Source organism: Streptomyces sp. NPDC001381, assembly GCF_042895685.1.
In the GTDB taxonomy this organism is placed as follows: domain Bacteria; phylum Actinomycetota; class Actinomycetes; order Streptomycetales; family Streptomycetaceae; genus Streptomyces.
In genome coordinates this window covers 1-17,019 of the sequence record NZ_JBIAWO010000024.1, presented here as the reverse complement: position 1 = coordinate 17,019, position 17,019 = coordinate 1, and the positions used below count along the sequence as shown (strand labels likewise).

Here is a 17,019-nt window from a genome sequence, read left to right as displayed (position 1 = left end):
GTCACCGCACCCCGCACCACACCGGACCCGGCCACCTCACCCCCCGCCAACACACCCAGCCCCGCCACGAGCTCAGCCGACCCACCACCCAGCACAACAGCCCGGTTCTCGAACGCCGTACGCGTCGACGCCAACGACCACCCCACATCCACCGACCGGACACCCTCGCCGACCGACCTCACGTACGAAGCGAGGCGGCCCGCCTGACCCGCAAGCCCCTCCCCACCACGCCCCGAAACCACCCACGGCACCACATCACCGGCCACGAACACCGGCACCGCATCCGCGTGCTCCGAAGCCCGCCCCGGCACCGCCGGAGCCTCCTCCAGCACCACATGCGCGTTGGTGCCGCTCACGCCGAAAGACGACACACCGGCGCGACGAGGACGCCCTTCGGTCTCCGGCCAGTCCACCGCCTCCGTCAGCAGCGACACCTCCCCCGCCGACCAGTCGACATGCGGCGTCGGCTCGTCGACATGCAAGGTCCGGGGAAGCACTCCGTGCTGCAACGCCAGCACCATCTTCATCACGCCGCCGACACCGGAGGCGGCCTGCGTGTGACCGATGTTCGACTTCAACGAGCCCAGCCACAGGGGGCGTTCCGGATCCCTGCCCTGTCCGTAGGTCGCCAGCAGTGCCTGTGCCTCGATCGGGTCACCCAGCGTGGTGCCCGTCCCGTGCGCCTCGACCGCGTCCACGTCCCCTGCGGACAGCCCGGCCTTGGCGAGGGCCGCCCGGATCACCTGCTGCTGGGCAGGGCCGCTGGGGGCGCTGAGACCGTTGCTCGCACCGTCCTGGTTGAGGGCGGTGGAGCGGACCACCGCCAGCACGGGATGCCCGTTGCGGCGGGCGTCCGAGAGTCGCTCCAGGAGCACCATGCCCGCGCCCTCGGCGAGGCCCATCCCGTCGGCGGCCTTGGCGAACGCCTTCGAGCGGCCGTCCTTGGCGACGCCCCGGGTGCGGGCGAAGCCGATGAAGCCGATGGGTTCGACCATCACGGCGACGCCGCCCGCGAGGGCCATAGAGCACTCGCCGGAGCGCAGCGCCTGGACGGCCATGTGCAGGGCCACCAGCGACGAGGAACACGCCGTGTCGATGGTCACCGCGCTGCCTTCGAGGCCGAGGGTGTAGGCGACGCGGCCGGACAGCACGCTGGTGGCGCTGCCGGTGACGATGTGCCCTTCGACGCCCTCGGGCAGGTTGTCCAGGCCGCCGAAGCCCTGGTTGGCGGCGCCCACGAACACGCCGACGGGAGTGCCGCGCAGTTCCTCGGGGACGAGCCCGGCCCGTTCCAGCACCTCCCAGGAGGTCTCCAGCAGCAGGCGCTGCTGCGGGTCCATGGCGACGGCCTCGCGCGGCGAGATGCCGAAGAATCCGGGGTCGAAGTCGGCGGCGTCGTAGACGAAGCCGCCTTCGCGGGCGTAGCAGGTGCCCTCGCGGTCCGGGTCCGGGTCGTAGAGGGCGTCCAGGTCCCAGGCGCGGTCGTCGGGGAAGGCGTCGATGACGTCACGGCCCTCGGCGAGGATCCGCCACAGTTCCTCGGGGCTGTCGGCGCCGCCGGGATAGCGGCAGCTCATCGAGACGATGACGATGGGGTCGTCGTCCGCGGCGGGCCCGCGGTCGGGGGCCGCGGAGAGGGCGGGCACGGGAAGGGCCGCGGCGTCGCCGAGCAGTTCCTCGCGCACGTGGCGGGCCAGCGCGGTGACCGTGGGCCGGTCGAAGATCACGGTGACGGGCAGGCGCAGGCCGGTGGCGGCGTTCAGGCGGTTGCGCAGCTCGACCGAGGTCAGCGAGTCGAAGCCCAACTCCCGGAAGGCCCGGCCCACTTCGACGCTGCTCGGGCTGCCGTGCCCGAGCACTCCCGCGACCTGGGCGCGCACCAGGTCCAGGACGGCCTGCTGCTGTTCGTCGGGGGCCAGTCCGCGCAGCCGGTCGACGAGGCCGGAACTCGCCGTGGCCGACGCGTCCGGCCGGTGCCGGTCCTCCTCGGCGCGCAGGATCTCGGCGACCTCGGGCACCTCGGTGAGCAGGGGGCGGGGGCGGGCGGCGGTGAAGACGGGGACGAAGCGCTCCCAGTCGATGTCGGCGACGGCGACGAAGCACTCGTCGCGGTCCAGCACCTGCTGCATGCCCATGACGGCGAGCGTCGGGTCCATGAAGGGGATGCCGCGCCAGCGCAGTTGCTCCTGGACGATGTCGAGGGCCATGCCGCCGCCCTCGTCGCTCCAGATGCCCCAGGCGATCGACGTGCCTGCCAGGCCGCGGGCCCGTCGGTGCTCGGCGACCGCGTCGGCGTAGGCGTTGGCCGCAGCGTACGCACCGTGGTCGCCGCTGCCCCAGACGCCGGCGACGGAGGAGAAGACGACGAAGGCGTCGAGCCGGTCGTCGGAGAAGAGTTCGTCGAGATGCGCGACGCCCGACAGCTTGGCCTCGGCGCCGTCGGCGAATTCCTGGAGCGTGGTGGTGGCCAGCGGGATGAGGATGCCGACACCGGCGGTGTGCACGACGGTGCGGATGGGCGGCCCGTCGGCCTCGACCCGCTCGATGAGCGCGGCCAGGGCGTCCCGGTCGGCGATGTCGCAGGACGCGAGGGTGACGCGGGCGCCCAGGGCGCGCAGCTCGGCCTCCAGTTCGGCGGCACCGGGCGCGTCCGCGCCGCGCCGGCTCACCAGGACGAGGTGCTCGGTGCCGTTGCGGGCGAGCCAGCGGGCCGTGTGCCCGCCGAGGCCACCGGTGCCGCCGGTGATCAGCGCGGTGCCGCGCGAGGTCCAGCCGCGGTGGCCGGCGCCGGTGGCGCCTGCGGGGATCCGGGCCAGTCGGCGGATCAGGATGCCGGTACGGCGGATGGCCACCTGGTCCTCGGCACCGGAGTCGGCGAGGATTCCGCACAGCCGGGTGGCGGTCCGCTCGTCGGGCTCCTCGGGGAGGTCGACGAGGCCACCCCAGAACTCGGGATGCTCCAGCGCGGCGACCCGGCCCATGCCCCAGGTGCCGTTCTGCACGGGGTTGCGCATCGGGTCGCTGTCGCCCGTGGTGACGGCTCCGCTGGTGGCCAGCCACAGCGGGGCACGTACGCCGGTGTCACCGCACGCCTGGACCAGGGCCAGCCCGGCCACCAGACCGGCCGCGAGTCCGGGCTGCTCGGGGTGGGGGCGCTCATCCAGCGCGAGGAACGAGAGCATCCCGCTGAACTGGGCGGAGTGGACACCGCTGTGCTGGGCCGTCTCGGTGAGCAGGGCGGCCAGCCGCTCACGGTCGGTGTCGGAGGAGTCGACGAACAGGGGTACGGCCTGCGCCCCGTGCGAGGCGAGGCCCTCCAGACAGTCCCGGACGAGTTCGGCGTCCGCGTGGCGCGCGGGGATGACGACCAGCCAGGTCCCGTCCAGGGTCGTGGAGGCGGGCTCGGCCGTCGGCCGCCAGGCGACGCGGTACCGCCAGGAGTCGATGGTGGACGCGGCACGGCGGCCCCGTCGCCAGGCCGACAGCACGGGCAGCGCCTGGGCCAGGCTCTCCTGACCGGTGTCCTCGGCGACATCGAGCACACCGGTCAGTGCTGCGACGTCCTGCTCCTCGACAGCCGCCCAGAACGCGGCGTCCGCCGGGTCCTGGACACCGCCGGCCGCGGCGGCGAGCTGCGGCGTATCGGGCTCGAACCAGAAGGGGCGGTGCTGGAAGGCGTAGGTGGGCAGCGGGACCGTGCGCGCGTCGTGGCCGGCCAGCACCGCCGTCCAGTCCACCGCGATCCCACGCACCCACGCCTCGGCCAGGGAAGTCAGGAACCGGTGGGCGTCACCCCTGTCCCGGCGCAGCGTGCCCACCACGACCGCGTCCGGCGCGGCCTCCTGCACCGCCATGCCCAGGACCGGGTGGGAACTGACCTCGACGAACGCCCCGAACCCCTGTGCCAGCAGACCATCGACGGCGTCGGCGAAACGCACCCGCTGACGCAGATTCCGATACCAGTACCCACCATCCAGCCGAGCCGTGTCGATGACCTCCGCCTCGGTCGTCGAGAAGAACGGCACCTCACCCGAGCGCGGCTCCACGGCCGCGAGCACCCGCGCCAACTCGGCCTCGATCGCCTCCACATGCCAGGTGTGCGAGGCGTAATCCACCGGAACACGACGCGCCCGGATGCCGCTGCCCTCGCAATGAGCCATCAGCTCATCCAGCGCATCCGCATCCCCCGCCACCACCACCGAACCCGGACCGTTCACCGCAGCCACATCGACACGGCCCGCCCAGCCGGCCAACAACTCCTCCACATCCACCAGAGCCAAGGGGAGGGAGACCATGCCACCACGCCCCGCGATCGCACGGATCGCCCGCGACCGCAACGCCACCACCCGCGCCCCGTCCTCCAACGACAGACCACCCGCCACCACCGCAGCCGCGATCTCCCCCTGCGAATGACCCACCACCACCGACGGCACCACCCCACACGCACGCCACACCGCCGCCAACGACACCATCACCGCCCACGACACCGGCTGCACCACATCCACATCAACCAACTCACCCCCACCCCGCACCACCTCACTCAACGACCACCCCACATACGGAGCCAGCGCACGCTCACACGCCTCCATCGACGCCGCGAACACCGGCGAGACACCCCACAACTCCCGCCCCATCCCCACCCACTGCGCCCCCTGACCCGGGAACACGAACACAGTGCCGTCGGGTACCACGTCGAAGCTGCCGGTCACCGCTCCCGGGACCGTACGGTCGGCCGCCAAGTCCCGGAGGCCGGAGAGGAGTTCACTCCGGTCCGTGCCGAGGAGGACGGCCCGGTTCTCGAACGCGGCCCGGGTGGCGGCCAGCGACCACGCCACATCCACCGGCCGGACGTCCTCGCCGGCCGACTCCATGTACGACGCCAGCCGCCCCGCCTGACCAGTGAGCCCTTCCCCGCCGCGCCCCGACACCACCCACGGAACCGCGCCGCCGGCCACGAACACCGGTGCCACGGTGTCGTCGGTGATCTCCGGTTCCCGCGTCCCGGGGTCGGGTTCCGGCGCCTGCTCCAGGATCACATGGGCGTTGGTGCCGCTGCCGCCGAAGGAGGACACGCCCACGCGGCGGGGGCGGCCGGTCTCGGGCCACTCCTCGTTCTCCGTGAGGAGTCCCACCGCTCCGGACGACCAGTCGACGTGCGGTGTCGGCTCGTCCAGGTGCAGCAGCTTCGGCAGGACGCCGTGCTGCATGGCGAGGACCATCTTGATGACGCCGGCGACGCCCGAACTGGCCTGGAGATGGCCGATGTTGGCCTTGAGAGAGCCCATCCGCAGGGGTTCTTCCCGATCCTGGCCGTAGGTCGCCAGGAGGGCCTGTGCCTCGATCGGGTCACCCAGCGTGGTGCCCGTGCCGTGCGCCTCCACCGCGTCCACGAGATTCGCACTCAGACGGGCGTTGGCCAGCGCCGCACGGATCACCCGCTCCTGCGAAGGACCGTTGGGCGCCGTCAGACCATTGCTCGCCCCGTCCTGATTGACCGCCGAACCCCGCACCACCGCCAGCACCGGATGACCATTGCGCCGAGCATCCGACAACCTCTCCAGCAACAGCACCCCCACACCCTCACCCCAACCCGTGCCGTCAGCACCCGCCGCGAACGGCTTGCACCGACCATCCGGCGCAAGCCCACGCTGCCTGCTGAACTCCACGAAGTTCCGGGGTCCGGCCATGACGGTGGCGCCGGCCGCTAGGGCGAGGCGGCACTCGTCCTGGCGCAGGGCCTGGACGGCGAGGTGCAGCGCGACCAGCGACGAGGAGCACATGGTGTCGACGGTGACGGCGGGGCCCTCGAACCCGAGGGTGTAGGCGATACGGCCGGACAGCACCGCGCCGGAGCCGCCCGTCAGCATGTGTCCCTCGACGCGGTCCCGGGCCCGGGCGGCCGCGGCCCCGTACCCCTGGTCGCTGCTGCCGACGAACACGCCCGCCTGCTCGCCGCGCAGGGTGCCGGGGTCGATCCCGGCGCGTTCCAGGGCCTCCCAGGAGGTCTCCAGGAGCAGTCGCTGCTGCGGGTCCATCATCGTGGCCTCGCGTGGCGAGATGCCGAAGAACCCGGGGTCGAAGTCGGCCGCGTCGTACAGGAACGAGCCTGAGCGGGTGTAGCTCGTGCCCTGGTGCTCCGGGTCGGGGTGGTACAGGTTCTCCAGGTCCCAGCCTCGGTTCGCGGGCAGCTCGGAGACGGTGTCGACGCCCGCCACGAGCATGGCCCAGAAGTCTTCGGGAGTGTGCGCGTTGCCGGGGAAGCGGCAGCTCATCGAGACGATGGCGATGGGCTCCTGCTGCCGGGCCTCGACCTCCTGGAGGCGTCGGCGGGTCTGCCGAAGGTCGGTAGTGACCAGCTTGAGGTAGTCGCGGAGCTTGTCCTCGTTAGCCATGAACGTCATCAGTCCCTAGAGCAGGCCCGAAGGCTTGAAGTCACCCATGCGGCGTTGGCAACCGGGCGGTCGGACGGGGTGGTTCGGTGCGGTGCGCGTGATACGGGTGGTGCGGTGATGCGGGTCGTGCGGTGATGCGGGTCGTGCGGTGATGCGGGTCGTGCGGTGATGCGGGTCGTGCGGTGGTGCGGGTGGTGCGATGGGGAGGGGATGAGCCGGACGGGGCGGCCAGGGGGGAGTACACCGCCCCGCCGGCGGTCTAGTTGAGGCCGAGTTCCTTGTCGATGAGGTCGAACATCTCGTCGTCGGAGACGGCTTCGAGCAGTTCGTCGTCAGGGTCGCCGCCGGCCGGCTTCTCCGCCGGGCCGTCCGACAGGCGCCACAGCAGCGCCTGCAGCCGGGTGGTGATCCTGGTGCGGGAGACGTCGTCGGCGGGGTCGAGGGCGGCGACGGCCGCCTCCAGCGCGTCGAGCGGCGTCAGCTCCCCTGTGTCCGCGCCTTCCGCCCGCGGGGCCAGTTCGGACAGCAGGCGTTCGCCGAGCGCGGCCGGGGTGGGGTGGTCGAAGACCAGGGTGGCGGGCAGGCCAAGACCTGTGACCTCCTTCAGCCGGTTGCGGAGCTCGACCGCCGTCAGGGAGTCGAAGCCCAGATCGCGGAAGGCGTGGCCGGGGCCGATCGCGCCGGTACCGTCATGGCCGAGAACCGCCGCGACCTGCGTACGCACGAGCTGGAGCACGGTCCGTTCCTGCTCGGCCCGGCTCAGGCCGGCCAGCCGGTCGGCGAACGACCGCGCCGGACCGGGTACGTCCGCGCCGTCGGCCTCGGCCGCGCCAGCACGGACGCGGGCCGCGTCGAGGAACCGGGCCTCCGGGATCTCGTCGAAGAGGCGCCGGCGGCGGGCGGCCGAGTAGGTCGCCGCGAACCGTTCCCAGATCACGTCGGCGACGACCAGGACCGTCTCGTCGTACGCCAGGGCCTGCTGTACGGCGCCCACGGCCACCTCGGGGTCCATGGTGGGGACGCCGTAGCGGCGCAGCCGGTCGCCCTCGGCCTCGTGGACCATGCCGCCGCCTGCCCAGGCACCCCACGCGATGGAGGTGGCGGTGCGGCCGCGGCCGCGGCGCCACTCGGCGAACGCGTCGAGGTAGGCGTTGGCCGCCGCATAACCGGAGTGGCCTCCGTCGCCCCAGACACCCGCGCCGGAGGAGAACAGGACGAAGGCCTCCAGCGGGCGGTCGCCGAGCAGTGCGTCGAGGTGCAGGGCGCCCGCGATCTTCGCGCGCATCACGTCGTGCAGTGCGTCGAGGTCCGTGTCCCCGATCGCGACGGCCGGCGGCTCGGTGCCCGCCGCGTGCACCACGGCGTTGACCGGCGCGTCCTCGGGTACCTCCGCCAGCAGCGCGGCCAGGGCCTCCCGATCGGTGATGTCGCAGGCGGCGATGGTGACGCGGGCGCCGAGCGCGGTGAGTTCGCGCTCCAGTCCGTCCGCGCCGGGAGCGTCCGGGCCTCGCCGGCTGACGAGCAGCAGGTGCCCGGCACCGGTCGCGGCGAGCCGTCGGGCCAGGTGCGCGCCGAGGGCTCCGGTGCCGCCGGTGATGAGCGTCGTCCCCGTGAACCCGGCCGTGCGCCGTTCGCCGGCCTCGGTGCCGCCCGGTTTGCGGACCATGCGGCGCACGTACAGTCCGTCCTCGCGTACGGCGAACTGGTCCTCGTCCTCGTCGCCCGCCAGAGCGGCGCAGAGCCGGTCCCAGATGTGTGTGCCGAGTGCCGCTCCCGCGCCCGTGCCGTCGGATGCGTGCTCGTCGTCGGGGGGTGCGGGGAGGTCGACGAGGCCTCCCCAGCGCTGGGGATGATCGAGCCCGTAGACCCGGCCGAGCCCCCAGACGGCCGCCTGCTCGGGGAGCGGACCTGCGGCCGGGCCGGGCGCGTTGACCGCTCCCCGGGTGACCGTCCACAGCGGTGCCTCCAGCTCCGTGTCCGTGAGCGCCTGCATCAGCAGGAAGGTCGCCGTGACGGCCTCGGGCACGGCGGAGGACCGTGGCTCGGTGGCGGAGCGGTCGCCGCGCGGTGCGAGCGGAAGCAGATTGAGTACGCCGCCGACGAGCGGGTTCCGTTCGCAGGCCTCGCGGAGACGGTCCGCCAGAGCGGCCCGGTCCTCCCGCGTCACGTCGAGGACGACCGTGACGACGTCGTCGACCTCTCTGTGTCCGCGCAGCCGTTCGACCAGTTCCCGGACGGTGCCCCCGGCCAGTTCCTGGGCGGTGCCCTCGGCAGTCCCGTCGCCGCCGGGCACCACGACCAGCCAGTGAGACGCCAGCGGGCCCGGCCCGGTCACCGGTGCGCCGGCCGGCTGCCACGTCACCGCGTAGCGCCAGGAGTCCAGCACCGCGCTCTCCCGCTTGCGCCGGCGCCACTGCGCCAGGACGGGCAGCACCGGTTCCACCGTGTCGAGCGTCTGTCGCCGCTCGGGCGCCAGGTCGAGGGTGTCGGCGAGGGCCTCCAGGTCCTCACGTTCGACCGCCTCCCAGAAGAGAGCGTCCACCTCGTCGACCGAGGGGCTGCCGGACTCGCCATGGGGGGCGGGTTCGGGGAGGTCGAGCCAGTAGCGGCGGTGCTGGAAGGCGTAGGTGGGCAGGGGGACCGTGCGCGCGTCGTGGCCGGCCAGCACCGCCGTCCAGTCCACCGCGATCCCACGCACCCACGCCTCGGCCAGCGAAGTCAGGAACCGGTGGGCGTCACCCCTGTCCCGCCGCAACGTGCCCACCACGACCGCGTCCGGCGCGGCCTCCTGCACCGCCATGCCCAGGACCGGGTGGGAACTGACCTCGACGAACGCCCCATACCCCTGCCCCACCAGACCATCAATGGCGTCGGCGAAACGCACCCGCTGACGCAGATTCCGATACCAATACCCACCATCCAGCCGAGCCGTGTCGATGACCTCCGCCTCGGTCGTCGAGAAGAACGGCACCTCACCCGAGCGCGGCTCCACAGCCGCGAGGACCCGCGCCAGCTCGGCCTCAATCGCCTCGACGTGCCAGGTGTGCGAGGCGTAATCCACCGGAACACGACGCGCCCGGATGTCCCCCGCCTCGCAGTGCGCCATCAGCTCATCCAGCGCATCCGCATCCCCCGCCACCACCACCGACCCCGGACCATTCACCGCAGCCACATCGACACGGCCCGCCCAGCCGGCCAACAACTCCTCCACATCCACCAAAGCCAAGGGGAGGGAGACCATGCCGCCACGCCCCGCGATCGCACGGATCGCCCGCGACCGCAACGCCACCACCCGCGCCCCGTCCTCCAACGACAGACCACCCGCCACCACCGCAGCCGCGATCTCCCCCTGCGAATGACCCACCACCACCGACGGCACCACCCCACACGCACGCCACACCGCCGCCAACGACACCATCACCGCCCACGACACCGGCTGCACCACATCCACATCAACCAACTCACCCCCACCCCGCACCACCTCACTCAACGACCACCCCACATACGGAGCCAGCGCACGCTCACACGCCTCCATCGACGCAGCGAACACCGGCGAGACACCCCACAACTCCCGCCCCATCCCCACCCACTGCGCCCCCTGACCCGGGAACACGAACACCACCCGATCCGCACCACCCGTCACCGCACCCCGTACGACGGACAACGGACTCCCGCCGTCATCGGCCGCGAGCCCCTTGGCCGCGAGGATCAGGTCGTCCTGCTCGGTGCCCAGGACGACGGCGCGGTTCTCGAAGGCCGTACGCGTCGACGCCAACGACCACGCCACATCCACCGGACGTATGTCGCCTGCTGTCGATTCCGCGTAGGACGCCAAGCGGCCCGCCTGACCGGCAAGGCCCTCCCCGCCGCGGCCCGACACCACCCACGGCAGCACACCACCGGCCACGAACACCGGCACCGTGTCCATGTCCCCGGAAACCGTCGTCGGAACCGCCGGAGCCTCCTCCAGCACGACATGCGCATTCGTCCCGCTGATCCCGAAGGACGACACACCGGCCCGGCGCGGACGCCCCTCGGCCTCCGGCCAGTCCACCGCCTCCGTCGGCAACGACACCGCCCCCGCCGACCAGTCGACGTGCGACGACGGCGCGTCGACGTGCAGCGTGCCCGGCACGAGCCCGTGCCGCATGGCGAGCACCATCTTCATCACGCCGGCCATACCGGACGCGGTCTGGGTGTGCCCGATGTTCGACTTCAACGAGCCGATGAGCAGCGGCTGTTCGGACGGACGGTCCTGTCCGTAGGTCGCCAGCAGGGCCTGCGCCTCGATCGGGTCGCCCAGCCGGGTGCCCGTGCCGTGCGCCTCGACGACATCCACGTCACCGCCGGTCAGGCGGGCGTCGGCGAGGGCTGCGCGGATGACTCGTTGCTGCGAGGGGCCGTTGGGCGCGGTCAGGCCGTTGCTCGCCCCGTCCTGGTTGATCGCCGAACCGCGCACCACCGCCAGCACCGGATGGCCGTTGCGGCGGGCGTCCGACAGCCGCTCCAGCAGGAGCACCCCCACGCCCTCGGCGAGGGAGAAGCCGTCGGCGGCCTCGGCGAAGGGCTTGCACCGGCCGTCGGGGGCGAGGCCCCGCTGCCTGCTGAAGCCGACGAACGGCGCAGGATCGGCCATGACCATCGCCGCGCCCGCCAGCGCCATCGAGCACTCTCCGGACCGCAGTGCCCGTACCGCGAGATGCAGCGCGACCAGCGACGAGGAGCACGCGGTGTCCACGGTCACCGCCGGTCCCTCCAGACCGAGGACGTAGGAGACCCGGCCCGAGGCGACGGCGGTCGAGGCGCCGGTGACGAGGTAGCCCTCGGTGCCGTCGGTGCCACGGCCGAGGAGGGTGCCGTAGTTCTGGTCCGTCAGACCGGTGAAGACGCCGGTGCTGCTGCCGCGCAGGGTCCTCGGGTCGATGCCGGCCTGCTCGAACGCCTCCCAGGACGTCTCCAGGAGCAGTCGCTGCTGGGGATCCATCGCCGCCGCCTCGCGCGGGGAGATCCCGAAGAAGGCCGCGTCGAACTCCCCGGCGTCGTGCAGGAAGCCGCCGTGCCGGACGTAGCTGGTGCCGGGCCGGTCGGGGTCGGGGTCGTAGAGCCGGGTCGTGTCCCAGCCCCGGTCGGCGGGGAAGCCGGTGATGACGTCCTGGCCGTCGGTGACGACCCGCCAGAGGTCTTCGGGGGACGTGATGCCGCCCGGGTAGCGGCACCCCATGCCGACGACCGCTATGAGGTCGTCGTCGGTGGCGGGCGCCCGTGAACCGGCCGCGACCGCGGACGGCTCCGAGTCCTGCCCCGGTGCGGCGTGGTCTCCGAGGGCCAGCCGGCGGAGGTGGGCGGCGAGCGCGAGCGGAGTGGGGTGGTCGAAGACGACCGTCGTCGGGATCTCCAGGCCCGTGCAGGCGGTGAGCCGGTTGCGCAGTTCGACGGCGCTGACCGAGTCGAAGCCCAACTCCTTGAAGGCGTAGGCGGCGTCGACCGCGGCCGCCGAGTCATGACCGAGCACGACGGCCGCCTCGGACCGGACGAGGTCCTGGACGAAGCGGTCGTGTTCGGCGGCGGGCAGGGATCCGAGCCGCTGCGCGAGGCTCGACGCCGCTGTGTCCGTGCCCTGTGCGTCGCGATCCCCCGCGCCTCGGGTGTGGTCCTGCGGTTCCAGTGCGGCGATGAGCGGGGAAGGCCGGGCGGCGCTGAAGACGGGCACGAAGCGCGCCCAGTCGACGTCGGCGACCGCCACGACCGTGTCGTCGTGGTCGAGCGCCTCCTGCAGGGCCACCATCGCCGGTTCCGCCGCGATGACGGGGATGCCGCGGCGGCGCAGCGGGTCGCGCATGTCCTCGGCGATCATGCCGCCGCCGTCCCAGGGGCCCCAGGCCACCGAGAGCACGGGGAGCCCGCGTGTACGGCGCGCGCGCTCGGCGAGGGCGTCCAGGCAGGCGTTGGCGGCTGCGTACGCCGCGTGGTCGGCGACGCCCCAGACACCGGAGATCGAGGAGAAGAAGATCAGCGCGTCGGTCTCGGCCGGGTCGAGGAGCTCGGTGAGGTGCCGTGCCCCGGCGACCTTGCCCGCGGCGACCTCGGCGAACTCCGCCACGCTGAGGTCGGCGAGCGTCCCGAGGGTGCCGACACCCGCGGCGTGCACGACGGTGCGGACCGTACGTCCGTCCGCGCGCAGGGAACTCAGCAGATCCCCGAGTGCCGCGACGTCGGCCACATCGCACGCGGCGACGGTCAACCGGGCGCCCAGCGCGGCGACTTCCGCCTCCAGCTCCGCCAGGGCCGCGTCGTCGTGCCGGCCTCGCCGGCTGACCAGCACCACGTCCTCGGCACCGCCACGCGCCAGCCACCGTGCGACATGCGCGCCGAGCGCACCGGTTCCGCCGGTCACGAGGGCGGTACCGCGCGGCGACCAGCGCCGCCCGGACGACCGACCGGACGACCGCCCGGCAGCCGACCGGGGGGCCGGCACCAGGCGCCGTACGAAGGTGGTATGCGCCCGCAGGGCCACCTGATCCTCCGCGCTGTCGCCGTACGAGGCCAGAACGGCGCAGAGAGCACCGGTGTCCCGTGCGTCGAGCCGCTCGGGAAGGTCCACCAGCCCACCCCAGCGCTCCGGGAACTCCAGGGCCGCGACCCGGCCCAGCCCCCAGACGGCCGCCTGTGCCGGCCGGGCGACCGGCTCCTGGTCCCCGACCGCCACGGCACCTCGCGTGACACACCACAGGGGCGCGCGCACCCCGGCCTGGCCCAGCGCCTGGAGGAGGGAGACGGTGAGCGCGGCCCCGGTGGACAGCACGGGATGGCCGGGCAACGGGTTCTCGTCCAGCCCCAGCAACGACAGCACGCCGCTGAGCGGCACCGCAGGGTCGGCCGACGCGGCGTCGAGCGCGGACTTCAGGACGTCGCGGTCGGCGTGGCGCGACGTGAGTCCGAGGACGCGTACGTCGGCGCCGTGACGGGTCAGCGCATCGGAGAGGGAGGTGACGAGGTCGGTGCCGGGGTGTCCCTCCGGCACGACCAGCAGCCAGGTACCCCTCAGGTCGACGGCGCGCGGGTCCTGGGCCACGGGCTTCCAGACCACCTTGTACCGCCAGCCGTCCACCGCCGACCGCGCCACCTGCTCCCTGCGCCACCCCGACAGCACCGGAAGCACACCGGCCAGCGCCTCACGGTCGGACACCCGCAACGTCCCCGCCAGCGCCTCCAGATCCTCACGCTCGACCGCCTCCCAGAAGCGGGCGTCCACCACCTCCTGCCCGGACACCCCACCACCCGCGGGAACCGCCTTCTCCAGCCAGTAACGACGGCGCTGGAAGGCATACGTCGGCAGCGGGACCGTGCGCGCGTCGTGGCCGGCCAGCACCGCCGTCCAGTCCACCGCGATCCCGCGCACCCACGCCTCGGCCAGCGAAGTCAGGAAACGCTGCGCATCACCCTTGTCCCGCCGCAGCGTGCCCACCACGACCGCGTCCGGCGCGGCCTCCTGCACCGCCATGCCCAGCACCGGGTGGGAACTGACCTCGACGAACGCCCCGAACCCCTGCCCCACCAGACCATCGACGGCGTCGGCGAAACGCACCCGCTGACGCAGATTCCGATACCAGTACCCACCATCCAGCCGAGCCGTGTCGATGACCTCCGCCTCGGTCGTCGAGAAGAACGGCACCTCACCCGAGCGCGGCTCCACGGCCGCGAGCACCCGCGCCAGCTCGGCCTCAATCGCCTCCACATGCCAGGTGTGCGAGGCGTAATCCACCGGAACACGACGCGCCCGGATGCCGCTGCTCTCGCAATGAGCCATCAGCTCATCCAGCGCATCCGCATCCCCCGCCACCACCACCGAACCCGGACCGTTCACCGCAGCCACATCGACACGGCCCGCCCAGCCGGCCAACAACTCCTCCACATCCACCAGAGCAAGCGGCACCGAAACCATGCCGCCACGCCCGGCGATCGCACGGATCGCCCGCGACCGCAACGCCACCACCCGCGCCCCGTCCTCCAACGACAGACCACCCGCCACCACCGCAGCCGCGATCTCCCCCTGCGAATGACCCACCACCACCGACGGCACCACCCCACACGCACGCCACACCGCCGCCAACGACACCATCACCGCCCACGACACCGGCTGCACCACATCCACATCAACCAACTCACCCCCACCCCGCACCACCTCACTCAACGACCACCCCACATACGGAGCCAGCGCACGCTCACACGCCTCCATCGACGCAGCGAACACCGGCGAGACACCCCACAACTCCCGCCCCATCCCCACCCACTGCGCCCCCTGACCCGGGAACACGAACACCACGTCACCGGCAGAACGACCAGCCCGCCCGCTCACCACGGAGGACGGCGTCACCCCGTCATCGGCTGCCAGTCCCCTGGCCCCGTGGACCAGGTCGGCCTTCTCAGCGCCCAGGACGACGGCGCGGTTCTCGAACGCCGTGCGCGTCGCCGCCAACGACCACGCCACATCCACCGACCGGACACTCTCGCCGACCGACTCCACGTACGAAGCGAGGCGGCCGGCCTGACCCGCAAGCCCCTCCCCACCACGACCCGACACCACCCACGGCACCACACCACCAGCCACGAACACCGGCACCGCATCCACGCGCCCCGAAGCCATCTCCGGCACCCCCGGAGCCTCCTCCAGCACGACATGCGCATTCGTCCCGCTGATCCCGAAGGACGACACACCGGCCCGGCGCGGACGCCCCTCGACCTCCGGCCACTCCACGGCCTCCGTCAGCAGCGACACCTCCCCCGCCGACCAGTCGACATGCGGCGTCGGCTCGTCGACATGCAAGGTCCGGGGAAGCACCCCGTGCTGCAACGCCAGCACCATCTTCATCACACCGACCACGCCTGCGGCGGCCTGCGTGTGACCGACGTTGGACTTCAACGAGCCCAGCCACAGGGGACGTTCCGGATCCCTGCCCCGTCCGTAGGTCGCCAGCAGGGCCTGTGCCTCGATCGGGTCACCCAGTGTCGTGCCCGTGCCGTGCGCCTCCACCGCGTCCACGAGATCCGCACTCAGACGGGCGTTGGCCAGCGCCGCACGGATCACCCGCTCCTGCGAAGGACCGTTGGGCGCCGTCAGACCATTGCTCGCCCCGTCCTGATTGACCGCCGAACCCCGCACCACCGCCAGCACCGGATGACCATTGCGCCGAGCATCCGACAACCTCTCCAGCAACAGCACCCCCACACCCTCACCCCAACCCGTGCCGTCCGCACCCGCCGCGAACGGCTTGCAACGACCATCCGGCGCAAGCCCACGCTGCCTGCTGAACTCCACGAAGATGCCGGGCTCGGCCATCACGGTCGCGCCTCCGGCGAGCGCGAACGAGCACTCGCCCGAGCGCAGCGCCTGGACCGCCAGATGCAGGGCCACCAGCGACGAGGAGCACGCCGTGTCCACCGTCACCGCCTGCCCGCGCAGGCCGAGGACGTAGGCGATCCGCCCGCTGGCCACACTGCAGGAGGTGCCGGTCAGGAGATATCCGTCGACGGACTCCGGGGCTCGGTGCAGTCCGGGGCCGTACTCCTGCTGCATGAGTCCCACGAACACTCCGCCGTCGCGCTCACGGAGTGTCTCCGGGTCGATCCCGGCCCGCTCCAGTGCCTCCCAGGAGGTCTCCAGCAGCAGGCGCTGCTGCGGGTCCATGGCGACGGCCTCGCGGGGCGAGATGCCGAAGAAGCCGGCGTCGAAGTCGCCCGCGTCGTAAAGGAACGAGCCCGAGCGTGCGTACGTGGTCCCGTGCTGCTGCGGGTCGGGATCGTACAGGTCGTCCAGGTCCCATCCACGGTCGGTGGGAAAGCCGGAGATGGTGTCAGCGCCGGCGGAGAGCAGTTCCCACAACTCTTCCGGCGTGCGGATGCCACCGGGCAGACGGCAGCCCATGGCCACGATGGCGATGGGCTCGTCGTCGGTGGCGGGCGTCGAGTCCACGGAAGTCCCGGGGGCCGGGTCGCTGCCACCGTGCAGCAGACCGCGCACATGGCGGGCGAGTGCCCGGGGAGTGGGGTGATCGAAGAGAAGCGAGGCCGGCAGGGAGAGACCGGTGTCCGCGACCAGTCGGTTGCGCAGTTCGACAGAGGTCGCGGAGTCGAAGCCCTGGGCCTTGAAAGTGAGCGCGGCGTCGACGTCGGCGGCTGTGGCATGGCCCAGCACGGCGGCGGCATGGGCCCGGATGCGCTGGACCCAGTCGTTACGCAGCTCCGGCCGGGTAAGAGCCTCGGCTTCCTCCGACTCGACGGGTTCCCCGAGGGGACGTGTGAGACGCCGGGTCGCGCCGCCGTCGAGCCAGTAACGACGGCGCTGGAAGGCATACGTCGGCAGCGGGACCGTGCGCGCGTCGTGGCCGGCCAGCACCGCCGTCCAGTCCACCGCGATCCCACGCACCCACGCCTCGGCCAGGGAAGTCAGGAACCGGTGGGCGTCACCCTTGTCGCGGCGCAGCGTGCCCACCACGACCGCGTCCGGCGCGGCCTCCTGCACCGCCATGCCCAGGACCGGGTGGGAACTGACCTCGACGAACGCCCCGAACCCCTGCCCCACCAGACCATCGACGGCGTCGGCGAAACGCACCCGCTGACGCAGATTCCG

1 protein-coding gene and 1 pseudogene are annotated in these 17,019 nt (G+C 72.5%); both read right to left on the bottom strand.

What is annotated here, in order from left to right; genetic code table 11:
• The coding region (locus ACFY2L_RS38860; protein WP_390824703.1) for a type I polyketide synthase at window positions 1-6,392 on the bottom strand (6,392 nt) is incomplete at its 3' end.
• Between the two features lie 259 nt (window positions 6,393-6,651).
• A pseudogene (locus ACFY2L_RS38855) lies at window positions 6,652-17,001 on the bottom strand (type I polyketide synthase); the annotation flags it as partial.
• Between the last annotated feature and the right edge of the window lie 18 nt (window positions 17,002-17,019).